General features: G+C 51.4%; 18 protein-coding genes and 1 pseudogene. 2 read left to right on the top strand and 17 right to left on the bottom strand.

Annotation, left to right across the window (positions count from 1 at the left end):
- Positions 1 to 11: 11 nt before the first annotated feature.
- The 5 genes from ACFQ2I_RS02925 to ACFQ2I_RS02905 all read right to left on the bottom strand — a co-directional run bounded on the left by ACFQ2I_RS02925 (position 12) and on the right by ACFQ2I_RS02905 (position 7,402).
- Positions 12 to 1,373, bottom strand: coding sequence for an extracellular solute-binding protein (locus tag ACFQ2I_RS02925; protein WP_377562089.1), 1,362 nt, complete (start codon positions 1,371 to 1,373; stop codon positions 12 to 14).
- A gap of 173 nt (positions 1,374 to 1,546) precedes the next feature.
- Positions 1,547 to 1,792: a hypothetical protein gene (locus ACFQ2I_RS02920; protein ID WP_377562088.1), complete on the bottom strand. Its 246-nt coding sequence runs from the start codon at positions 1,790 to 1,792 to the stop codon at positions 1,547 to 1,549.
- A 12-nt stretch (positions 1,793 to 1,804) separates the two neighbouring features.
- The gene (locus ACFQ2I_RS02915) at positions 1,805 to 4,690 is read right to left on the bottom strand and encodes a DEAD/DEAH box helicase (protein WP_377562086.1); all 2,886 of its coding nucleotides are present in this window, start codon (positions 4,688 to 4,690) and stop codon (positions 1,805 to 1,807) included.
- Positions 4,687 to 6,288 (bottom strand): SWIM zinc finger family protein, encoded by a 1,602-nt coding sequence (locus ACFQ2I_RS02910; RefSeq protein WP_377562084.1) that lies wholly within the window; start codon positions 6,286 to 6,288, stop codon positions 4,687 to 4,689. Before ACFQ2I_RS02910 ends, ACFQ2I_RS02915 begins: the two co-directional genes overlap by 4 nt.
- On the bottom strand, positions 6,266 to 7,402 hold the full coding sequence (locus ACFQ2I_RS02905) for a hypothetical protein (protein WP_377562082.1): 1,137 nt from the start codon (positions 7,400 to 7,402) through the stop codon (positions 6,266 to 6,268). The genes ACFQ2I_RS02910 and ACFQ2I_RS02905 overlap by 23 nt, the downstream gene beginning before the upstream one ends.
- Positions 7,403 to 7,510: 108 nt before the next feature.
- Here ACFQ2I_RS02905 and ACFQ2I_RS02900 point away from each other — a divergent pair, with 108 nt between their 5' ends.
- Positions 7,511 to 7,678, top strand: coding sequence for a hypothetical protein (locus ACFQ2I_RS02900; RefSeq protein WP_377562080.1), 168 nt, complete (start codon positions 7,511 to 7,513; stop codon positions 7,676 to 7,678).
- Here the strand turns inward: ACFQ2I_RS02900 and ACFQ2I_RS02895 are convergent.
- The 9 genes and pseudogenes from ACFQ2I_RS02895 to ACFQ2I_RS02855 all read right to left on the bottom strand — a co-directional run bounded on the left by ACFQ2I_RS02895 (position 7,675) and on the right by ACFQ2I_RS02855 (position 18,767).
- Positions 7,675 to 9,465, bottom strand: a complete 1,791-nt coding sequence (locus tag ACFQ2I_RS02895) for a cache domain-containing sensor histidine kinase (RefSeq protein WP_377562078.1) — start codon at positions 9,463 to 9,465, stop codon at positions 7,675 to 7,677. The two genes, ACFQ2I_RS02900 and ACFQ2I_RS02895, sit on opposite strands and share 4 nt — an antisense overlap.
- 10 nt (positions 9,466 to 9,475) lie before the next feature.
- Entirely contained in the window at positions 9,476 to 11,056 is a 1,581-nt protein-coding gene (locus tag ACFQ2I_RS02890) for a response regulator (protein WP_377562076.1), read from the bottom strand.
- 25 nt (positions 11,057 to 11,081) lie between these two features.
- Positions 11,082 to 12,764 (bottom strand): extracellular solute-binding protein, encoded by a 1,683-nt coding sequence (locus ACFQ2I_RS02885; RefSeq protein WP_377562074.1) that lies wholly within the window; start codon positions 12,762 to 12,764, stop codon positions 11,082 to 11,084.
- 152 nt (positions 12,765 to 12,916) lie between these two features.
- A complete protein-coding gene (locus tag ACFQ2I_RS02880) occupies positions 12,917 to 14,614 on the bottom strand; it encodes an ABC transporter substrate-binding protein (protein WP_377562072.1) in 1,698 nt (565 codons plus the stop codon).
- Positions 14,615 to 14,705: 91 nt separating this feature from the next.
- Positions 14,706 to 15,602 carry a carbohydrate ABC transporter permease gene (locus tag ACFQ2I_RS02875; RefSeq protein WP_377562070.1) on the bottom strand — a complete coding sequence of 299 codons (897 nt, stop codon included), beginning with the start codon at positions 15,600 to 15,602 and terminating at the stop codon, positions 14,706 to 14,708.
- Positions 15,603 to 15,632: 30 nt separating this feature from the next.
- The gene (locus tag ACFQ2I_RS02870; protein WP_262678134.1) at positions 15,633 to 16,601 is read right to left on the bottom strand and encodes an ABC transporter permease; all 969 of its coding nucleotides are present in this window, start codon (positions 16,599 to 16,601) and stop codon (positions 15,633 to 15,635) included.
- Positions 16,602 to 16,837: 236 nt separating this feature from the next.
- A pseudogene (locus ACFQ2I_RS02865) lies at positions 16,838 to 16,942 on the bottom strand (LuxR C-terminal-related transcriptional regulator); the annotation flags it as partial.
- A gap of 296 nt (positions 16,943 to 17,238) precedes the next feature.
- Positions 17,239 to 18,159, bottom strand: coding sequence for a nucleotidyl transferase AbiEii/AbiGii toxin family protein (locus ACFQ2I_RS02860; RefSeq protein ID WP_377562068.1), 921 nt, complete (start codon positions 18,157 to 18,159; stop codon positions 17,239 to 17,241).
- Complete coding sequence (locus tag ACFQ2I_RS02855; protein ID WP_377562066.1) at positions 18,159 to 18,767, bottom strand: type IV toxin-antitoxin system AbiEi family antitoxin domain-containing protein; 609 nt, start codon at positions 18,765 to 18,767, stop codon at positions 18,159 to 18,161. Before ACFQ2I_RS02855 ends, ACFQ2I_RS02860 begins: the two co-directional genes overlap by 1 nt.
- A gap of 542 nt (positions 18,768 to 19,309) precedes the next feature.
- Between ACFQ2I_RS02855 and ACFQ2I_RS02850 the strand changes: the two genes are divergently transcribed.
- The gene (locus ACFQ2I_RS02850; RefSeq protein WP_262678132.1) at positions 19,310 to 19,534 is read left to right on the top strand and encodes a helix-turn-helix domain-containing protein; all 225 of its coding nucleotides are present in this window, start codon (positions 19,310 to 19,312) and stop codon (positions 19,532 to 19,534) included.
- A gap of 491 nt (positions 19,535 to 20,025) precedes the next feature.
- Here the strand turns inward: ACFQ2I_RS02850 and ACFQ2I_RS02845 are convergent, their stop codons facing one another.
- Genes ACFQ2I_RS02845 through ACFQ2I_RS02835 form a run of 3 tightly spaced genes read right to left on the bottom strand, consistent with a single transcriptional unit; the run spans position 20,026 to position 22,238 of the window.
- The gene (locus tag ACFQ2I_RS02845) at positions 20,026 to 20,787 is read right to left on the bottom strand and encodes a class D sortase (protein ID WP_377562064.1); all 762 of its coding nucleotides are present in this window, start codon (positions 20,785 to 20,787) and stop codon (positions 20,026 to 20,028) included.
- Positions 20,788 to 20,800: 13 nt separating this feature from the next.
- Complete coding sequence (locus ACFQ2I_RS02840; RefSeq protein WP_377562062.1) at positions 20,801 to 21,235, bottom strand: GtrA family protein; 435 nt, start codon at positions 21,233 to 21,235, stop codon at positions 20,801 to 20,803.
- Positions 21,225 to 22,238, bottom strand: a complete 1,014-nt coding sequence (locus ACFQ2I_RS02835) for a glycosyltransferase (RefSeq protein ID WP_377562060.1) — start codon at positions 22,236 to 22,238, stop codon at positions 21,225 to 21,227. Before ACFQ2I_RS02835 ends, ACFQ2I_RS02840 begins: the two co-directional genes overlap by 11 nt.
- Between the last annotated feature and the right edge of the window lie 22 nt (positions 22,239 to 22,260).

Here is a 22,260-nt window from a genome sequence, read left to right as displayed (position 1 = left end):
CTATGCTCCCCCTATTCGATATTCGGCGACGGTCCGCTTTCCAATGTAAATTGATTCAGGGCGGCATTCGCCCTGTCCTGCACTTCCTGAATGTCCCGCGCCACCTTCTCGGGCGAGCTTACGCCCCCGATCAGTTCTTGCAGGCTTATGCCGATCTGAGCGCCCACCACAGGCTGCACGATAGCATCGTAAGCGGGCCAATTGCCGGACGCATTCGACATCTCGGTCAGAATCTCGTTCATAAGCGGCGTAACGCCGGACATATCCTCCAGCTTGAAGGAGGGAAGCAGCTTCCCTTCCTGCAGCGCCCGCTTCTGGATGTCCTCCGTAAAGTAATTGGCGATGAACAGCTTCACCGCTTCGATCTGATCCTCCGACAGCTGCGAGGAGAAGCCCACTCCGTTCGAGAATGAAGCGTTGATGGATTGCTGATCGCCCTCTCCCCCCGGAATGGAAGGGAACAGGAAGAAGCCGATGCCTTCTCTCGTCACATGGGAATGAGAGGTTGCGAAGTAATGTGCATCCCACGAGCCGGTGTAGACCATTGCCGCCTTGCCGTAGGCGAGCTGCGTTCCCTGATCCGCGTACGTCAGCGATAGCGCCTCCTTCGTGAAGGCCTCTCTCTCTATCAGCTCGGCGTAGGCTTGAAAGCCCCGAATGAAGGCCGGATCGGTCCACTTGGTCTCGCCCGTGACGAGCCCGTAGAACGCCTCGATGCCTACATGCCGCTCCATAATGACGTTCCAGATCATCCCCGCCACCCACGCATCCTTCGCCGCAAGACCGAATGGGGTATAACCGGCAGCCTTCAGCTTCTCCGCCGCATCCAGCAGTTCGTCCCACGTTCGCGGAATGTCCAGCCCCAGCTTATTGAAGATCAGCTTATTATAGAAGATGCCCTCGCTGTACCCGCCGTGAGGAATGCCATAGATGCGCCCGTCAATGATGAATTCTTCCAGACTTTCAAATTTATCGACAAGATCAAGCTCTTGCAATATATCGGTCAGATCAAGCATGCGTCCCGCTTTCACATAGAGCTGCAGATCGGCGCCGCCGAACACTTCGAATATGTCCGGGGGATTGCCTACGACCATCTCCTGCTTCAGCTTCGTATCCCGGTTGACGATTTCATCAATCCCCTCCAGCTTGAAGGTAATCCAGTCGTTTTCGGACTCCGTCTTGGCCAAGACGTCCTCCAATATCCGCAGCCGTATCCTGTTTGTTTCTTTAATCTGCGTATGACGCAGTGAGAGCGTCACCTTCTTGTAATTGTCCGTATCATTGTTAATTGCCCTGCCCGCGCCGCCGCAAGCGCTCAGAACAGATGCAAGAATGATTAGCTTCCAGCTTAACAGCAAGCTTCTTCGAAGCATATAACCGCCTCCTAGCGAGTGTGTACGCTTCCTGTTATCCCTATCAATCCTATTATAACCAGGAACACAAACGATGCAGTAGGTCAAAAAAATAACGGAAAAGGGGGACAATTCTCTTGTCCCCCTTTCTTGGCAGCCTGACAGGCATACTATTTCCCACCGCCCGGTCCGCCTTACTTCCTCATTTGAATTGTCTTTTGCCTTACAACCGCATAAAATTGCTTCCACTTCTCATTTCCCCCAGCGGGCGGTGCTTGGTCGCCGCCATCAGCAGCAACGGAATCGATGACCGTCGCATTCGCTTCATGGATGGCATCCTTCCTGTCGCCGCTGCCCGAGCTCCCGTCCCTGTCGTCACGGTCCAGCTCCTGGCCGACTCCGCCTCCGCTTTCCCGGTTCGCCGCTTCAGCATCCTTCATATGCGCCCTCCCTTATCCCTTCAACCATGACTCCCGCAGAGCGAACAGCTCTCTAAGCTCTTCCGTTCCCATCTCCGTAATCCAGCTCTCGGATTGTCCCACAATCTGATCGTTCAACGATTGCTTGCCTTCGATCATCTCGTCAATCTTCTCCTCCAGCGTGCCGAGCGTAATGAACTTATGCACCTGCACCCGTCTCGTCTGACCGATGCGGAAGGCCCGGTCTGTCGCCTGATTCTCTACGGCGGGGTTCCACCAGCGATCGAAGTGGATCACGTGATTGGCCGCAGTCAGATTAAGACCGATTCCTCCCGCCTTAAGTGATAAGACGAAGGCGCCAGGCTCCTCTTGCTTCTGGAAGGCCTCGATCATCTCGTCGCGCTTCCCCTTCGGCACGCCGCCATGCAGATAAGGCACATCCCTGTCGAACTGCCGCTCCAGATGATTACGCAGTTGCTCGCCCATCTCCACATATTGCGTGAAGATCAGACATCTCTCGCCTTCGGCGACGATCTCGTCGCACAGCTCCAGCAGCCGAGCGAGTTTGCCGGATCGCTTCGCCTCCCAGCTTCGCGCCCCCTTCTCCTGCAGCAGCAGAGCGGGATGTCCGCACACTTGCTTCAGCTTCGTCAAGGTTGCCAGAATGAGGCCCCGCCGCTGCATAGGCGGCAGCTCAGCCAGCTTCTCCATCAGATCCGATACTATATTCTCATACAGCGCTCCCTGCTCCGCCGTCAACGCAATATAGCTCTTGGACTCGATCTTGTCAGGCAACGCCAGCTGAATCGCGGGGTCTTTCTTCACCCGTCTGAGCATGAATGGCTGAACCCAGCGCTGCAGCCCTTTAATCAGCTTCTCATCCTTGGTCCGCTCAATCGGAGCTACCACCGCTCTGCGGAATTCATTCAGGCTGCCCAGATAACCTGGATTGGTGAAGTCATAGATCGACCATAACTCCGTCAGCCGATTTTCCATCGGCGTGCCGGTCATGGCGATCCGGTGACGGGCCGATAATCGCCGAATCGCGGCAGACTGCTTCGTATAGACGTTTTTAATATTCTGCGCCTCGTCCAGGCATAGCGTATTCCAGTCAATGCTGCGAATGTCCTCCTGATCCAGCAACGCCAGCGCATAAGAGGTGATGACCAGATCCGCATCCGAGACGGCGGCTCTAAGCTCGTTCCCTCTGCTCCGTTTGCCGCCGTAGTGCAGATGGACGCGAAGATGGGGAGTGAATCTCTCCAGTTCCTTCTCCCAGTTGCCGATGACCGAAGTGGGGCAGATAAGCAAGGACGGCCCGGCTCCTGCATCGCCTTCAACACCTTGCTCCTTCAGCTTGCTGAGATAGGCCATGAATTGGATCGTCTTGCCCAGGCCCATATCGTCGGCCAGTATGCCGCCTAACCCGTATCTGCGCAAGAAGAGCAGCCAGGACATGCCCTGCTGCTGATAAGGGCGCAGTTCGCCGCGGAACGATGCGGGAGGCTCCATCAGGGGGATGCCGGATATGTTCTGCAGCTGCGCGATCCAAGAGGCGAGATGCTCGTTCAGTTCTACCTCAGCCTTCAGCTCCGCTTCCAGATCCCCTTCCAGATCCAGCTCTCCTCCTCCTTGCAGGTGCATCTGCAGCACTTCCCTGAAGGACAGCCCTTGCCGCTTGCCGACCCGCTTCAGCCACTTCCGGATAAGCGCGACATCATGAGGGTCCAGATGCACCCATTGTCCGCCTACTCGTACAAGTCTGCGATTCTGACTCACGAGCTCCATGAACTCCGCTTCAGTCACGTCAATTCCGCCCAGCGCGAGCTTCCAATCGAACTGGACGATGCCATCCAGGCCGAACAGCGGCTGCGCCGTCGAACCTACGGATGACTTCATTCTCGCCTTCACCCGAAGCTTCCGGGAGCGGACCGCCTCCCACCATGCCGGCAGCAGGACAGGACAGCCGGACTCCAGCAACGTGACGCTGCCATGCTCCAGCAGCTGCCACGCTTGCTCGTCGTCCAGCCCCTGCTTCATGACACCCGGCGCCGCTTCGTCTTCCAGATAAGGCACAGCCGCCAGCCAGCGGCTCTGTTCCTTGTCCAGCTTCTCCGGGACATATGGCTTCCAGTCCTCCGGTATGACTTCGCCTTCAAGAGGATGCCCTTGCCCGTCGAGCGGAATCCACACTCCCCCCGCTCTGCTCTGAATGACGGGCTGTACCGGCCAGACGCCCTCCGACCCGCGCTCCGACAATTGCAGCGCGACCTTGAACGGAAGCGTATCCTGTTGATAGCCGATCGCAATCAACCAATCCTCCTCACTAGCCGCCTTGTGCCGGAGGACGCTATCTCCGGCTTCTTGCACGACTTCCCGCCATGCCCGTCCGCAATCTTCCTCCTTCTCGATCCATTCTTCCACGACATCGCCAAGCCACAGCTCGATATGCCGATCTCCCTGGCTGTCCGCCGCTTCCAGCAACGTCTCCCATTCCAGCCTGCGCTTCAGACTTGACTCGGGGTAATCCATCCTCCAGCAACGTCTCTCCTCGCTCCATCGCCTCCAGTCAGGCGCGAACCAGCCGTTCAATAACGACTCGCGAATGCTCCGAGCGATGCGCATCAGTACGAGCAGCCTCTCCGACCAGCGAATATGCATCAATGCGACAGGCGCAGGGGCGGATAAGTAATCCATCGCTTGCAACGGCGACAGGCGCAGAGCCGTTCGCTCACCAATCCGCACTTCCTCGATATCCGCCCCGTACCAGGAAGCGCGATGCCAGGCGAACAGAAGCGATCGCAGCTTGCCTTCGGGCTCCTTCCGTCCCGTAGACGACAGCAGCATCCCCCGCTGCTCTCCGTCTACGTTCCATACGCCGTCAATGTTCAGCTCCCGGATATCTGCGGTTCTTCTCATCTGTCCAACTTCTCCTTCCACAGCTCTTCCTGGAGCGCTCTTAACCGCTGATACTTGGTCAATATACCGGTACGATACCGCTCCCATCTCTGCTGCTGGCCCAGCATGCCGTACAGCCCCTCCAACTGCTTCATCCCCTTCACCGCACTCCGATAGCCTTGTCTGTTCCTGGAGGCGATCGCCGACTCCACCGATTGATGATAGAGCGGCAGCAGCACTTCAGGCTCCTTCTCCGCTAATTGACGTAATTCCGTCCTGCTTATTTCCTCCGTTCTCGTACCGACAAGCAGTTGAAGCTCCACCCATTCCCTGTAATTTTTCCGTTTCATCCAATGCTCCGACAGTTCCTGATAAGAGTAAGGAAGCAGTTCAAGCATATATTCTCTCCATTCGGGAAGCTCCGGCTTCCGCTCGTCAGCCTTGCGGCATAATGCGACGAAGGGTCCGATCATGCGAGGATTGCGCGAGGCTGCCACATGCTCATGAACATAAGCCATCCAGCTGCGGGCCTCCTCCCACCGGCCGTCATCCATACGTCTGGCGACAAGCGGATAGACCCACTTCTGAATTTTCTGGAACGGGTTGCGGCTGAATTGCTCCCTCGCCGCCCCATCGTCCCCATGAAGGAAGAAGAGATTCGCAAGCGCGCTGTGCAGGAAGTGCTCATTATGCTCCGGATGTAGATTATCCAGACCGGATTGGAGCTTGTTCATTTGCTGATCGTACCATTGCTCCCGTACATGAAGCTTCTCATTCACCGCCATATAGAGCGCTTCCCAGTCCATCATCTGCCGCTCGTACCGCAGCGCGCGCTCGAATAACAGAGCCGCGATGGCCTCCATCCATTCCAGCTCGCGCTCTCCCATCACGTTCGGCTGCAATTCATCCAGCAAGCCTTGCATATGAAGCATCCACGGCTCCGCCGTCCTCGCGAAGGACACTTCATGGTAATAGCGGCTATAGCTGTCTACCGTCGTAAGCGCGCGTTCCGCCTGATCCAGCACGAACCAATCGCACAGCATCCAGTGCAGTCGCTTCATGGACGGCTGCCAGTCCTTCGTCTCCGACTTCAAGCTGGTGAGGAGAGGACCGAGCAGATGAATTGAATGACGACACTTCTTCCACCATTCTCCATAGGCCGATTCCATCCATTGCCGCCAGTCATGACATGTCGCTTCACGTCCGGGCTGTCCGTCCTCTGCAGCTGCGGCCTCCGGCATCTTCTCGGACTTCTCGGTCGCTTCGCGGGCAGGGAACAAACCTAATAGATGAAAGTATATGCCTTCCACACTGCTATCGGACGCCCCTTCCAGTTCCCTGCAATATTGAAAGAATACAGCCGCCATATGCTTGCACGCTCCCCCGTATGGACAGCTGCAGCTGCTATAACGGTGCTGATCGGCATCCATAACGACGGCGTAACGTTCCGACCCCTTTACGATGCCCGTTAAGATATCCTCCACCGGCGTTTTGACGCTAATGACCCGGCTTTCCTTATAATACTGCCATCCCCGCTTCAAGATCGCGGTCGGCATATGATCCTGGAGCTGACGCTCTAAGCGTGCTTGCAGCTTGTCATTCAGATGCATATTCCCCATTGTTCCGCTTCCTTCCCGAGCGATTCCGTCCCTCTATAGCTACGATGGCGGCAGCCGCTCCCAATCCCGATAGCGTAAGCACGATGGTGCCGAGATTGAACATCTGCTTCCTAACCTGCTTCTGCAGATGAGTATAATCGGACACGACCGACAATACATAGCTGTCCATTGGCCCTCCGTTCTCATCGGTAATGTGAATGCCCTTCTCCTTCACATTCACCGGAACGAACAGCTTGTATACCGGACGTCCTTCCGCATGTCCGTTGAACCCCACCGTCTCTCCGGATTGATGGGCTTGCTGTACCGACCGCTCGTCACGCTCCGTCTTGTATGTATATCCTCCATATAATATCGGACGCTGCACCAGATTCTCCTTGGGCTCGCCCAGATCGTTCTCTGCGACGACGCCCTCCGGGAACGTGCCGGGGTTGATGACCGCCACCTCCAGCAACGACGGCGATGCTGCGATCAATTCGTCGATAAGCCGCTGGACACCGGTTATCTCGTTGTATTCATCCATTCTCTGGAATCCGATATAGGGGTCTACAATATAGTTCGTCATTCCATCGTGATAGTACCCCCATTTATATATTTTATCCAAATCGGTTGACGACACTTCATAAGGCCCGCTCCAAAAATTGTCGAGCGTCTGACCAAGCCAGTCTACAGTGGTCTGCTGGTTCCGGAACAGCTCCTTGAATATGTCGTGCCAAGGGTCCCATTGCTTCGTGCTTCTCCCCAGTTGGGTCGAATCGGATGAACGGTATAGCACGATATCGTCCTCCGTCTGCTTCAGCAAGGTGAGATGGGCGATGTCCAGCTTTTCACTCAATTCCGCCAGCTGTTCGTTCGTCACCTTCTCCACATCGGGATCCAGCGCATATTGGGCGGCAATGGCAGCAGTCCGCAGCTCCCTTCCCATCTGATCCTCGAACATGTCCGCGCCAAGACGGGACTGCTCCACAGCCACTTCCAATTGCTTGGCCCATGTGTGCAGCTCCTGGCGGTGCTGCTCTTCTAATGCTCTCTTGGATTGATAATAGTAAACACCGTTATTAATGACGATGAAAGCAAGCAGAATACTTGCGGCGTATCTTATTTTTTTGCGCTTCATGCGATCTCTCTTGCCCCTCTGCTGGTATAGATTCCAAGCGCCAAAAACGCGCATATTTCCATCATACCATAACAGCGGCCATTGATGGAGCAACAGAGGAAGAGAATGATGACGGAGGGACAACACAGCGATATGACCCATAAAGGAGATTGGATAAGGAGAGAAATGGGGGGGAACTGTCTTCCGGACAATGTCTTCAGCAACGAAGAGCAAGCGGGCTACAGAATGAGCGCAATGGACGATTTGGAGGAGAACTGGCCGGGAAGCGGCTGCTAGCCAGCCGCCTCCAGCTCTCCCTGTCTGCGCTTCCTGGCCGGTATCCTTACCTCCACGCAGGTGCCGACACCGAGTTGGCTGTAGATGGAGACGCCGTACCCGCTGCCGTAATGCAGTTGGATGCGCTGATGAATGTTGCGTATGCCGTAGCCCGACTCGTTCGTATCGGACGGATTGAGCAGTTCCTCCGCTCTGCCCTTCGGCATACCAAGACCGTCATCAATAATGTGGTATACGATATCGCCCTCCGTCAAGCGAACGGCTATGCGGACATGTATGCGATCGCCGCACCAGGCATGCTTCAGCACATTCTCGACGAAGGGCTGGATGATAAGCTTTAACGTCTCATAAGGCCATACGCCGGGATCGACGTCGAAGGTGACCTCCAATCTCTGTCCGTACTTTACCTTCTGAATGTCGACGTACGCTTCCGCCTGCTCCATCTCGGAGGCGACGGGAATAAGCGAGCGGCCGGAATTCAGCGTCAGCCTGTAGAACTTCGCGAGCGACATCACCATGCCGTGCAGCTTCTCGTTCTCACCGAACTTGGCCAGGCGGCTAATAGACGACAGCGTATTGTACAGGAAGTGGGGATTGATCTGCGTCTGCAGCATTTCAAGCTCCGCTTCCTTCTTCTGAAGCTGCGTCAGGTACACTTTGTTAATCAGTGATTCCACATCCTCACCCATCTCGTTAAGCGCATTGGAGATTTGTGAGAATTCATCGTTCCCTTTGTAATTCATGCGCTTCTTCAAATTCCCTTCACGGAACGCATGAAGCACCGACACGATCTTGGTAATCCGCTTGGAGAAGTAGCGGGAGATGAAGACGCCTGTGAAGGTGAACAGAATGAAGCACAGCACGCATATGACGATGATGAACGTCTGTATCCGCTTCGCCTCCTGTTCGATAATCGTCATCGGAACATGGGCGGTTATCGTCCAGCCTTCGCCGGGCATCTTCTCTTCCAATGTGACGAATGACTTCATATCGACCACCGAACTCGATTCGTGGGGCGCCTCGTTATAGCCGGAGTAGTATAGTAGCTGTCCATTGGAATCCCTGACCAGCAGTCTCGCCCCTTCCCCGATCTTCCCGACATCGACGCTTTGGAACAATTCCGCTAAGGATATGCTGAACCGCATAATCCCGATCTCTTTAATATCCAGCGGATTCTCCGAATCGATCAATCGCCGGATCATGGAGATGCGGGATTCCTCCTGGTCTTCTTCAATCTGCTTCCATTCCATTGTCTGCCCGTACTCTTCTTCCGGCATCATGTTGTACCAGTGCTTGCCCTCAATTCTCTTCAGATGATAGATGTTGAATTCATGCTCTTTCCTGTCATTCGACGAGCTGATATGGTACCTCTCGCTTATGGTCTCATTGTGGAAGTACACCGACAATCGGAAGGGAATGCCGACGGATTTCATCGCATCCTCTAATCTGGGAATAATTTCCTGTCTCATACGACGGTAATTTTCTCCCCGTTCCGCATTGGCGCGCAGAATCTGAGCCAGCATATAGTTATCGTATAACGTATCCGAGCTTCTCTTTATATCGTCAGTTTTGTAAGCGACGTTCTCGCGAATTTGAATCAGTGTACTGCTCAGATTCAGAGCGGTCTGCTTCCTCATGGATGCGTCGTACATCCGATGTGAGACATAGCCGTTGACAGTGACAAGCAACAGTACGAACAGCATATAGGAGAGCATCAGCTTGTAACCGATCGGCAAGAAGCGGCGTCTGACCTTTGAATCGTTCTTATCCTTCTGCGAACCTTTCATTGGCGCCCCCTTATTGCATTTCCCTCTTGCGGTACTCAAGTGGCGTTATTCCGAATTTATCCTTGAACTGTCTGCTGAAATAAGGCAGATAACGGTATCCTACTGCATCGGCCACTTCATATATTTTTTTCCCCGGCTGGCGCAGCAGCTCGCAAGCCCGCTCCATACGAAGCTGGACCAGCATCTCGCTGAACGTCTGACCGGACTTCTCCTTAATCAGAAACCCTAGATAACTGGGCGAGAAGGAGAAGTGCTGGGCGACGTCCTTCAGTGTAATATTATCGCTCAGCCGCTCCTCCATCCACTTGGCAATGCTTCGCACGAACTTGCCCTCCTTGCCGTTGCGCTTCAGATGAAGCCGCTCCGACAGCTGGAACAGATGATAGACCAGCCAGCCGCGAATATCGTCCACCGTCTCGAACGTCATCAGAATGTCCAGATCGCCCATCCCGATGTCGAGCAGCTGGAACAGATCCTCGTCCATCTTGCTCAAGTGCTGCTCCAGCTTCCAGATCATATAACTGGACACGTTATGTACCGTATATGTGGACCACAAGCTCTTCATGGAGCCCAGCGCATTGTCGATCTCGTCGTAGATACCGACCAGGTCATAGGTTGTAACCGCATTCAATAGCGCATTCATGCGAATATCCAGCGTGCGGAAGTCAAGCATCTCCGGCTCAGCCCGTACGTTCTCATACTGAATGACCGTTCCCTTGCCAAGGAACATCTTCCCTTGCACCGCTTCCACCGCCTGATCATAAGAGCGCGACAACTGATTGGCATGCATAACCGGTTCGCCCAGCCCGATTGTTACCGTAACGGGCAATTGCTGAATGCAGGCGCTGTAGATCCGTTCAACCTTGGTCATAGCATGAGCCGATGGCAGCAGGAATGCCATGCGCTGCGCAGATAATCGGCAAGACGGTACCCGCCCGACCTGCTGAAGCGCTTCATGCATGCACTTCAGGAATTGGGGCGTGATCGGCTGCTTCGGCGTTCCTTCCTTCTCCTGTCGCCATGGCAACCCGTCAAGCTCGGCGACCGCAACTCGCATCGGCCATTCCATCTCATCCAGCCGGCAGGACGTAGGCAGGTCTGCCAGCGTCTTCTCGTCCGCTTCGCCATCTCCCTCCAGCAACCGAATCATATAATCGTTCTGCACGAGCGGAATAAGCTGCTGATACGCCTCTTCGACTTGCTGCTGCTTCCGTTCCTCATCCAGATCCTTCTTCACCTTCAACAACGTCGCGATCAGCTCGCTGTCGTCCATCGGCTTCAGAACATAGTTGTACGCTTTCAAGGACAATGCCTGCTGCACATAACTGAATTCCTGATAGCCGCTGACGAAGATGATCCGTATCGCCGGCTTGCGCTCCATAGCGACCTTGGCCAGCTCCAGTCCTGACATATATGGCATATTGACGTCGCTAACCAATATGTCGATGGTCGAGTCGTTCAGCACCTCGCAAGCGGACAACGCGTTGTTGACGCAGCCCCTCACCTCCATGCCGAGCTGTGACCACGGGATGAACTGCCGCATGCCTTCCAGATCGAGCTCTTCATCGTCAACCAACAACACATTGTACATACGATCCCCTCCAACTCTCTATGCGTCACTTTGCTCCTTGCGGCTCCACCGTCTCTAACGCTTCCAGATTGGCATGCCACTTCTCCGTAATGTAATCCAGATACAGCTGAAAGCCGATATCCATCGACGATTCATGCGCATCATCCAGTATCGCCAGCACTTCTTCGTCCGATTGCGCGTACAGGGCGTACGCACGCGCATCCAGCCAGATGTCCTTCACCCTCTCCAGAATGACGCCTTCCGTCGAATTGGGCATCGGGAACAGATTAATGAACGGCGTGGCATCGCCTTGCGATTGCCAAGTCACTTCCTTCTGCCAATAGGTCGTCCAGTTGCGCTGGTTAGGAGGCAACGTCTCCTCGTAAGCCAGCTTGGTCTCATCTAGGAACTTCGTATTGCCGACCCAGATCATCTTCCCCGACAACGACTGGATGCGCGTCAACTCCTCGGTATCATAGCCGTACCGGCTGGTGAAGTTCGGAGTGAACCCGTCCTCCTGGAAGCCGTCCCAAAAGCCTGTCGGCCCCGGCGGACCCCAGAACTGTACAGCGGAGCCGAACGGGCCGGTCATCCAGTCCAACATCGCGAACAGCGCTTCGGGGTTTTCGGCTGCCGTCGTGATCGCCGTTACATTCCAGCCCAGCACGTTGTAAGTGCCAGGGTAGATCTTCTCCGGGTCCAATCCGTCCTTGTAGATGGGAGGTATGCAGATATAGCCGGCATCGGGATTGTTCCTCGACAACTCTGCGTTCGCAATGCTCGCCAAGCGGAGCGGATCGGCGCTCGCATGCACAGCCACTTCGCCGTTCCTCAGCTTCTCCAGCACCTGATCCTCCGTCTGAAGCATAGCATTGGTCGTCATGAGCCCTTCGCGCATCAGCTTGGCGACAAATAGCGCAGATTCCCGGAATCCTTCATCCTTGTAGATGGAGGTCATCTTGTCTCCATTCACGACAGCGTAATAGCGGGTAAAACTGAAGTTATTCTCCTTGAAGGCGGAGAACAGCTGATCGATGCCGTGACCTTCGCTGGCGATGCCCGTCTCGAACGGAATGACATCGGGGTAACGCCGCTTCACTTCCTTCAGATAGCTATACAGATCGTCCGTCGTCTCCAGCTTGGGTGAACCAAGCTTGCTGTAAATTTCCCTGTTCACGACATAACCGGCGTTACCGTACGGCTTATCCGTATAGTAATTGGGGAAATAATAAATGTTGCCGTCCTCGGCTTGCAGCATCTTCAGCACTTTGGGACTTGCCCACTGCTTCAGATTGGGATACTTCTCGATATACGCATTAAGCGGCACAAGCATGCCGGCCTCGCGCATGCGCTCCAGATCGGAGTCCCGCTCTCCCCAGATGAGATCCGGCAATTCGCCGCTTGCAATCATCTGCTGCAGCTTGTGATCGGCATTGCCTTCATGCCCGATCTGCGTAATATGAATGTTCAACTGATCTCGAATCCATCTGGAGGACGGATCGGCCCCCCACTTCGGCATCTCGTAATAGCTGTAATGCCCGTAGAAGGTCAGATGCAGCGGCTCCTGGCCGAGCAAATACAATCCGTTGCTGTCCCGTGGCGCCTCTGTATTCGTCATGACAGGCGTCGCCTCGGAATACCGTTCTACTTGCCCCGTCTCGCTGCAGGCTGCCAACATAATGGCTATAAGCATAATCGTGCCGATTTTATTCATCCTTCTTCTTCGCACAGAATCCCCCTCCATGCCGCTTCCATCATTTGGACAATACAACTCTATCATATCGAATATGCTCTCTCTAATCACTACCTATCTTGTGAAAACATGGAGATATCCCAAGGAGTCATACTCCTTGGGATAGAACTAACGTTCTTATTCTCTTTCTATTCGTTTCCGCTCAATGTTTTCAGGTTCTCCTGCCACTTCGCTGAGCGCCATTCCAGAAGCTTGTCGTATCCGGCATCTTTCAGCGCCTGGCTGCCCTTATCCAATATTTTATCTACTTCCTCATCGCTGCTTGCCGTAGCGGAGTTGGTATAATACTCCAGGAATATTTCATCCACCGACGTTTTAATAATGCCTTCATCGGAGTCCGGTGCCGGGTCAAGCCCGACGAATTCCGTTACATTCGCTTGCGACGGCAAAGTAATGGTTTGCATATATTTTGTTGTCCAATCCTGCTCGTCGAATGGCAAAGTCTTCATGTACTTGTATTTGGCAGGATTAATGTACGCCGTATTGCCGACCAGCATAATTTGAGAGTTTTCGGGATCAAACTTTGAAACTTCTTCTTGGTCGTAATTTTCCGTGAAATTCGGCAGTCCATTCTCGTCGAAGCCATCCCAATACAAGCCTTCCGGTCCAAAGAACTGTACGTTCATCCCTTCAGGACTTGTCATGAAATCAAGGAAAGCAAAGAGCGCTTCCGGATCTTCCGCGGCCGTCGTAATGTATGCGGCATTCCAGCCGAAGGAAGTGTATGTGCCCGCTTTGATCTTGTCCTGATCAAGACCCGGCTTATGAATAGGCTTGATCATGAAGTATCCGCTATCCGGATCGTCCTTAATCATCTCGTAATGAGCTGTTGAAGCGTATTGAGTCGGATTGGCGGCGGCATATACCGCGACGCGTCCAGCCATAACCTTCTCTTCCACCTGATCCCGCGTCTGATTGAAGGCTTCCTGCGAGATCAGCTTCTCGCGGTATAGCTTGGAAATATACTTCTGCGCTTCACGGAATATGGGATCATCCAGTATACTAGTCAGCTTGTCACCTTTCGGCACGGACAATATGCTCCGGTTCAAGTAAGAATATAAGGCTTCCTTGTCTTCTCCGAATGCCGTATACAGAACTCCAAGTCCGTTCGCGTCTTGAGCGCGGTCGGGCTCGAACGGGACTATGCTGTCACCGTACTCCTCTTTTACAGCCTTCAAATAGGCATATAGATCGTCTGTCGTCTGCAATGGCGGCTTGCCGAGTTCTTCATAAATTTTCTTGTTGACCACATAGCCTGCGCTGCCGTTAGGCTGAGACGTGTACCAATTCGGGAACTGATACAACTTGCCGTCTTCATGGCGAAGCATGTTCAGATCATCGCCCATCCATTCTTTCAGATTGGGATACTTATCCAAATACTCGTCGAAGGCAACCAGCTTGCCTGCTTCTCTCAAGCGATCCATCTCGGGATGGAAGCGGTCGGTCCAGATGAGATCCGGCAGCTCGCCCGTTGACATCATCGTCGCAAGCTTCGCCACATGCTGGCCGCCTGCTTTCACGACGTCTACCTCAACTTGCTTTTCTTCCTTCAGCCATTTGCCGAAGGGTGTCGTCTCCCAATCGGGAAAGTCGTTCGGATAATGAGCATAAGCGGAAAATTTGAACGGCTTCTCGCCAAGCACCCATTTGTCGCCCGCGGGATCTTCTTTCTTATCGCCGTTGCCTGACGTCTTATCCTCCTGCGGCTCCTTCGTCGGTGTCGGCTCTGATTCATTGCCGTTATTGCCGCTGCAGCCGACAAGTACGGTTGCCATCATCAATATCACTGCGACGGCGAGCATGAACGGCTTCTTCAATTTCTTCATACTGGTTTAATCCCCTCTCCACAAAGTAATAGTATATGTTCAGCGCGATAAAACGCCTGAAACCGTTATGTTATTGGAGCAACGCCTGCTCTTATTCCTTCAACGATCCGATCATGACGCCCTTGACGAAGTACTTCTGCAGGAACGGATATACCGCAATGATCGGCAGCGTCACGACCATCATCATCGCCATCGTCAGCGATTTGGAAGTATACTGCTGGCTCCGCTGCATATTGGTCACTGAAGCCGTATCCATTACGCCGACCATATCCGTGACAATATTGGCGTTCAGCGTTTCCCGCAAAATAGTCTGTATCGGAATCAGCTCCCGATCCGTAATGTAGATGCTTGGAAGGAACCAGTCATTCCAATGCGCCACTGCTGTGAACAAGGACAACGTCGCAATGACCGGGCCGGATAAGGGCACGATGATGCGAATATATATCCCCCATATGCTGCAGCCGTCAATCTGGGCGGATTCCTCCAGTCCGACCGGGAGGCTCTTGAAGAATGTCCGGAAGATGATCATATTCCACACGCTGATCAAGGCAGGGATAATGAATACGGCGAACGTATTCATCATGCCGAGTGCGCGTATCAGCAGGAAGGTCGGAATCAATCCTCCTCCGAAATACATCGTAAATACGAAGAAAATCATATAAAACTTGCGACCCATCAAATGGCTTTTCGACATCCCGTAGGCGAGCATGGAGGTCATAATAATGGCGGAAATGGTGCCAACGACTGTACGCGCAATCGAGACGACAAACCCGTTGAGCAATTTGTCATCGCCCAGAATGATTTTATAATTTTCCAGCGTAAATTCCCTCGGCCAGAACACGACTCCGCCTTTCGAAGTATCGATCCCGACATTTAATGAGACGACTAGTGAATTCCAAAACGGATATAATGCGCTGAATGAAAGCAAGATTAATGCCATATAGATCATGCCGATCATGACACGGTCACTGAAGCCAATTCGTTTCAACCGATATCTCCTCCTCAATTCCTGTACGTACTACCACAAGCTGTTCCCCGATCTTCGCGCCAAGTAATTCGCTATCGTCAGCAGGATAATGCCGACTACCGCCCTGAACAAGCCGATAGCAACTCCGTACGAATAACGGTGGGAGCCAAGTCCGACCCGATACACATACACATCGATGACATCCGATACCGGTCTGAGTCCCGGATTCGTCGCCAGAATCAGAATATCTTCAAAGCCTGCATTGAGAAGGTTTCCAATCGCCAGAATCATGAAAATAATGACTACCGGCATAATTGACGGCAAAGTAATCAGGTAGATCTGCTTGAACTTACTCGCCCCGTCGATGTCGGCCGCTTCATACAGATGCTGGTCAACTCCCGCAATTGCCGCCAGGAAGACGATAGAGTTGAAGCCGATGTCCTTCCATACATTCGTCGTGACCAGAATGGACCAGAAGTATTTCTGTTCGCCCAGATAATTGATCGGTTCGTCAATAAACCCTAATCCTTGCAGCAGCATATTGACACTGCCGTTCTCCGTAGACAGCATCGCCATGACCATCCCGCCGACAATCGCCCAGGACAGGAAGTATGGCAGATACGTGATCGTCTGTACGACGCGTTTGAAGATCAGATGACGTATTTCATTCAACAGAAGGGCCAAAATAATCGGTGCCGGAAATCCCACAATAAATTTCAGTAAACTGATGATAATCGTATTCCGAATAAGCCGTTCGAACTCCGGAGCGTTAAAGAAACGCTCAAAATGCTTGAACCCTACCCAATCGTTCTCGAAAATCCGCGCTCCGGTGAATAGATCGTAGTCCATGAAAGCGGTAATGACGCCGTACATCGGAATATAAGAGAAAATAAAAACGAGAATTATGCCGGGAAATACCATTAACTGCACGTCCCATTGCTTGATAAACCGTTTGAATGCGTTCTCTTTCCGTTTCTTCAGCAGCGGCTGGTAAGACTGGTCAATATTCGCTTGCTGCATACTCATCCTCCCGTTGTCTCATTTGTCTCTATTGTAGAGCTTGCAGCCATGCCAAACGATATAATAGCGAATCGTTTTTTTACACATATGCATGTTGTTGCAACGGGAAATGATACTAAATCACGATTTCACAAGAAAAAGACAGCATATCGCTATGCCGCCTCCCAAATGAATCATATATTAACATGTAGAAAGGGCTAATGCCCTGACAAACGAGAATGGAGAGACCCAACTTACTAAATTTGCAACTCCCCAAGCTTAATCAGCTCGACAACCGCTTGCGAACGACCTTTAACGTTCAGCTTTTGCATGACATTCGAGATGTGGTTTGAAACACGCCTAAATTTATCGCTTATGTTGAAATTTCCGTAATGTTAATCAGTTCTTTAATCTCTTCAATCGTGAAAAACGGGTACCTACTGTGAATCATACTGTGACAATTATCTTCAAACTCAAGATATTACTTAGAAAGCTTTGACTAAAATTATCTGGATACCGTACAATTAGGAAATTTTTAAATGAGGACAGGTTCGATATAACGGAATCTATTAAATTTGGTGCATAATCATTATCGAATAGAACTTCAATATATTCCTCAACATCTTTCAGAACAAACAAAAATATTAATTCATTTTTATTATCCCTTGATCATCCAAGCTCTGTCTATACAACTCCAATGACCAAAAAACTCTTTCTCGTTAAGTATTGATTGGTAGATAGGCTTAAGAAAATCAACAAGATAAGTCATAGTATCCTGAAATACAAACTGCTCCTCAATCCCTAAACGACGTACAAAAGCCACCCATTGTTTTGTCCGACTCTCATCCTCAGCAAAGTCTGCAATAAACAAAGGATGCTCTTTTTCCAATACTGTACCTCGTCGCTGAAATGTTTCAAACACTGCCTCGTAAAGAATGCGACCATCAAAATCATTAGTCGTTAGCAGGATATAGCTATCATAAAAATCCTTCATCCTACTGTTCATTACCGACAATGTAATCATCGCTTCTAATTTTTCTGAAATGACGGATTCCTTCGAGTAGGCTTGCACCTGTGGAGTTGCCATATCAAGCAAAACAGGGTAGTCGATAAGTTGTGGCTTCGGAACTACGACATCACCAAATCCGATATCAAATTGCAAGCTCTTTCTCATTCGCCCTAGGAGAGCTGTTACTTTGACCCTTACTCCCTCATAGTCAGCATCCTCTTTAATTCTCTCCGTTGTCATTTCGTCCACTTGAAACATAATGCCATCTGAAGGAACGTCTATTGAGCAAATCGTAACAAACGACTCCCTTAATATTGCTAGCTCATTAGCAATCTGTCTGGCCAGAAAGTCAACATCTTTGGTTGGGCGAGCTTTGAATTGAGTTTGTGAGAACAGAAACAAGCCGCCTTTCAAAATAAACTTATCTCTGTAATCTGAGATGGACAAACGATATAAAAAACGCTCTTGAAAATAAAGGAGCAGCAACGTATCAAATGATTTTCCTGATTTTTTCGCTATATTTTTCAAGCGTTCTGAAACAGAGGCGGGGATATTCTTAATCTCACTCATCAAATCAGCACCTCCAGATACTTTTGCAAAACGGTTCGAATCCGCAGCTTATCAGCATAAGAGACAAGCCTTGTTATATTTTTATGACGGGATTGAAGGTAATTCCTCAATCCTTCTTTCATCAAGTCAATTCCAATCTTCTCACGATAGCGCACCATGTCACAGATTGTTTTCTCACGGTCATAAATTTTAACTGCCGAGCCATCAATACTAATCTCATCAATACCTATGTTGAACTGAGCATCTGCCAAATAAATTATTTTAATGGGCGGGTAGTCTGGAAGCTTTGGTTTTTTACCGAAGCGATGAATAGCAACATGATATTCCCAAGGATTATAGGTTGTCAGTTCATAGTAGGAGAGGGCAGAGAGAAGACAGATAACCCCTTTAGGAACTAGTTTGGATACTTCAACCATTTCATTGGGCAGTTCGTTAATTTGACCAGCCTGTCGATAAACTCCTTGCTTAACCCGTTCAATTTCGCCAATGGACTCCAGCTTTTTTATGTAATAAGGAGATATACCAGCCGTAATAAAATCTTTCGTCCGAGCAAAGCCATGATGTTCTTCCAGTACTTGCATTGCTGTAGTTATAATTTGCTTATTCATGCACTCACCACCATTCACAGATCGATAAAGAATTATCTCATCATAAAATATATTCGAGATTGCTTTATGATTTCCTTTTATTATTCACAAAAACTTCTGCACTTAGACGTAAGAGCAGAAAAATACCCTATATCCGCTGATGGGTATAGGGTAAGCACATTTGCTCAGATTGTATTTTTCCATTACCATACAGGTAGGATTAACTACTTCTTAAATCCTTGTATGATTCTTTTGCAATTTCCTCCATCACAGAAGTGTAAAACTTTTTATTCTCGAATAACTTCGAGAAAGAAGGAGCCGGCATCTGTCTCCCTCCGATCGAAGCCAGGGTAACTCCCGACATTGTATCACACAATGATAATCCGCTCCATTAACCGGATTCGCTGGTTGGATGACAAGGCGGCTAGTTGACCTGCTTGCAAGCAATGTGCCCATTTTCTTGTGCGACAGCACCATCCCCGCCTCCCCTTCATATGATAATTTGACTGTATCCCTTAACCTTGTTAAACCATAAAAACCCGGGCAAGGAGGGGTGACAAACTTTGAAGGGTAGCGACCACAAGAGCAAGTTTATACTGACACATCGTGAACGAGAGGTATTCGAGCTGCTGGTACAAGACAAAACTACAAGGGATATTGCACAACAATTGTTCATCAGCGAGAAAACCGTTCGCAACCATATTTCGAATGTCATGCAAAAGCTGAACGTTAAAGGTCGTTCGCAAGCGGTTGTCGAGCTGATTAAGCTTGGGGAGTTGCAAATTTAGCACGTTGGGTCTCTCCATTCTCGTTTGTCAGGGCGTTAGCCCTTTCTACATGCTAATATATGATTCATTTCGGAGGCGGCATAGCGATATGCTGTCTTTTTCTTGTCTCGTGATCAACCGTAAAGACAGCAGAGAGCTTATCACTAACTGAATGCAAACTGATGCTAACGGACGTCGTTGCCGCTATTTCGCCAATTGAGGCACAATTTGTTTTCTCGCGTACGCCAAAGAGCTTATTTCAAGGAAACAGGCGCAAATCATGCCAATTCCCTCCAAATAAGCTCCAATATATCCGTTAAAGTAGCAGGTGAGCAAAAACAAGGATATAGTGTCAATAGCGTCCGTTAGAAGTATTCATACTTATACTTATAGCACGCGCCATTGGCGACCTGTCTATAGATGTACTTGTACCGTAACAACTGTTCGCCGTTGCCTCGGATGGAAGTGAACCATCAAGGTGGCTAATTGGCAACTACTGTTAGACATACTACCTAGCCGCTCATCTCCGCGTGAACGATGAGGCGATGTGTCGGGTCAACGACGGGGTCGCAGGTGATCAGCGTCAGCTTCTTGTCCCGGTTGTTGTAGTTCAGTACCGACACATCGGTCGGTTCCACAAGCGATGTGCCCGTAACGGTATACGTGTACGTTCCCTGCTTTGTCTCGATCGTCACTATGTCCCCCTTCTTCACCTCGTTCAATCGATTGAACAGCTTGCCCTTGGCACGCATGCGATGCGCGGCGACGGCTGCGTTACCCACCTCTCCGAAGCCGGCCGTTTCCTTCAGATGCGCCGCGGCGGCTCTCAGGTTTTTCTCCGTCGCCCCCTCCAATACAGGCAGATTCAACTTAATGCTAGGAATTTTTATCCGGGCAATGACGTTCTGCTGGCTTTTCTTGCTCGTATTGGGAGTTGTCGAAGGGGATGGCGTATGACTCTGAGCATCTCCCGAGGTGGCTATCGGCTCGACCGATGCCACAGCGGAAGCTTCAGGCACCAAGGACGCAGATGCAGCCGCCTCCGGCTCGTCGCTCGCTTCTCCTCCAGCTGCTTCTTCGCCTTCCCCCGTATCCGCGAACAATTCCGTCAAGCCGTCGTATTGCGATTGCGCGGTGCCGCCCGCTTCCAGCTCCTCCTCCCATTCCGCCATCAATTGATCGCCTTGCCGGTCATAATACCACTGGCTTGCCTTCGGATAGAGGATAATAAGTACACCCGCGACAATTAATAGATAGGCCGCGAACCTTCTCATCGGCTTCCCCCCTTCATGCCGCTTTCACGGTTTCTTTTTCACTCCGAAAAACCCAACGCTTGCTGCCATAAAAGTTAATAGCCACTATGATGACCGTTACGACTGTTTTGCTCCACAGCTGAGGCCATCCCGCGACATCCGTTGCGACGGCAATCAAGCCTACCGACGAACTCAGCATCAACATGTTCCATACAGCGAATCTCAGCTTCCTGAACAATCTCTCTCTTCGGGAATCAGCTGAACGGGCTTCCGCGCGGGAACGGAATGTGAATGCACTGTTCATCATATAACTACACACCATTCCCGTTAAGTATGCCATGGCTTGAGCAGCCGCATAATGAACAGACAACCACACCAGTATGAAAAAAACGATAAAATCGACAGCCGTATTCAGCAGCCCTATCGCACAGAATAAGATGAACTGCTTGATCCCTCCCTTACGGGGCATGATGCTTCAATCGCTCCGCTTCGATCGGCGATGACTCCTCAGCTTCGGCTTCCGAAGAACTTGCAGGATATCCATGGCGATCGCGAATGATATAGAGCGGTCTTCCTTTCGATTCGTCATAGATGCGGCCGATGTATTCCCCCATTACACCGAGCAGGATCAGGATGATCCCATTGAACAACAGACTGAGCGCCATCAAGGAAGCCCATCCCGCCTCTGTTGTGTCGGTGAAAAGACGCTGGAAAACAATAACCAGCAAGTAAATGAAGCTGCCCAGCGACAGCATGAATCCCAGATAAGCCGCTATTCGCAACGGTTTGTAAGAAAATGACGTAATGCCGTCCATGGCGAAGCGGAGCATTTTGCGCAGCGGATATTTCGTCTCGCCCGCGAACCGTTCTTCACGCACATACTCCACGCTTGTCTGCCTGAAGCCGATCCAGCTGATCAAGCCGCGCACGAAGCGGTTCTTCTCCTTCAGACCGCGTAGGACATCGCATACTTTCCGGTCGATCAGGCGGAAGTCGCCGGTATCGATCGGAATATCCACTGTCGTCATGCTTCGGAGCAGCCGGTAGAACGCCATCGCCGTCAGCTTCTTGAATACGGTCTCGCCTTTCCGCTTCAACCGCTGTCCATATACGACTTCATAGCCTTCCTTCCACTTGGCGATCATATCCAGGATGACTTCCGGCGGGTCCTGCAGATCCGCATCGATGATAACGATGGCCTCGCCATGGGCATGATCCATGCCGGCCGTAATGGCAATCTGGTGGCCGAAGTTGCGTGAGAAATCGATCAGGCGCACATGCGGATCGAATTCGCATATCATTCTGACCAGATCCACTGTTCGATCCTTGCTTCCATCGTTCACGAAGAGCAGCTCGTAGCTCTCCCCCGTACGGCCCATCACCTCCTTCAGCCTCTCGTACGTATGCTCGATCACCTCTTCCTCATTATACATAGGCACGATAATACTATAAGTAGTCGTTGGTAAGCTCATCTTATCCCTCCTTGCCTGCTAC

The organism is Paenibacillus chungangensis (assembly GCF_042675905.1).
Taxonomy (GTDB): Bacteria; Bacillota; Bacilli; order Paenibacillales; family Paenibacillaceae; genus Pristimantibacillus; species Pristimantibacillus chungangensis.
This window is presented reverse-complemented; position numbering and strand designations above follow the sequence as displayed.

What these genes read in the sequence shown, in the direction of transcription:
- ACFQ2I_RS02925 (WP_377562089.1), bottom strand. Translation starts at nt 1,373, where the DNA reads ATGCTTCGAAGAAGCTTGCTGTTAAGCTGGAAGCTAATCATTCTTGCA.
- ACFQ2I_RS02920 (WP_377562088.1), bottom strand. Translation starts at nt 1,792, where the DNA reads ATGAAGGATGCTGAAGCGGCGAACCGGGAAAGCGGAGGCGGAGTCGGC.
- ACFQ2I_RS02915 (WP_377562086.1), bottom strand. Translation starts at nt 4,690, where the DNA reads ATGAGAAGAACCGCAGATATCCGGGAGCTGAACATTGACGGCGTATGG.
- ACFQ2I_RS02910 (WP_377562084.1), bottom strand. Translation starts at nt 6,288, where the DNA reads ATGGGGAATATGCATCTGAATGACAAGCTGCAAGCACGCTTAGAGCGT.
- ACFQ2I_RS02905 (WP_377562082.1), bottom strand. Translation starts at nt 7,402, where the DNA reads ATGAAGCGCAAAAAAATAAGATACGCCGCAAGTATTCTGCTTGCTTTC.
- ACFQ2I_RS02900 (WP_377562080.1), top strand. Translation starts at nt 7,511, where the DNA reads ATGACGGAGGGACAACACAGCGATATGACCCATAAAGGAGATTGGATA.
- ACFQ2I_RS02895 (WP_377562078.1), bottom strand. Translation starts at nt 9,465, where the DNA reads ATGAAAGGTTCGCAGAAGGATAAGAACGATTCAAAGGTCAGACGCCGC.
- ACFQ2I_RS02890 (WP_377562076.1), bottom strand. Translation starts at nt 11,056, where the DNA reads ATGTACAATGTGTTGTTGGTTGACGATGAAGAGCTCGATCTGGAAGGC.
- ACFQ2I_RS02880 (WP_377562072.1), bottom strand. Translation starts at nt 14,614, where the DNA reads ATGAAGAAATTGAAGAAGCCGTTCATGCTCGCCGTCGCAGTGATATTG.
- ACFQ2I_RS02870 (WP_262678134.1), bottom strand. Translation starts at nt 16,601, where the DNA reads ATGCAGCAAGCGAATATTGACCAGTCTTACCAGCCGCTGCTGAAGAAA.
- ACFQ2I_RS02860 (WP_377562068.1), bottom strand. Translation starts at nt 18,159, where the DNA reads ATGAGTGAGATTAAGAATATCCCCGCCTCTGTTTCAGAACGCTTGAAA.
- ACFQ2I_RS02855 (WP_377562066.1), bottom strand. Translation starts at nt 18,767, where the DNA reads ATGAATAAGCAAATTATAACTACAGCAATGCAAGTACTGGAAGAACAT.
- ACFQ2I_RS02845 (WP_377562064.1), bottom strand. Translation starts at nt 20,787, where the DNA reads ATGAGAAGGTTCGCGGCCTATCTATTAATTGTCGCGGGTGTACTTATT.
- ACFQ2I_RS02840 (WP_377562062.1), bottom strand. Translation starts at nt 21,235, where the DNA reads ATGCCCCGTAAGGGAGGGATCAAGCAGTTCATCTTATTCTGTGCGATA.
- ACFQ2I_RS02835 (WP_377562060.1), bottom strand. Translation starts at nt 22,238, where the DNA reads ATGAGCTTACCAACGACTACTTATAGTATTATCGTGCCTATGTATAAT.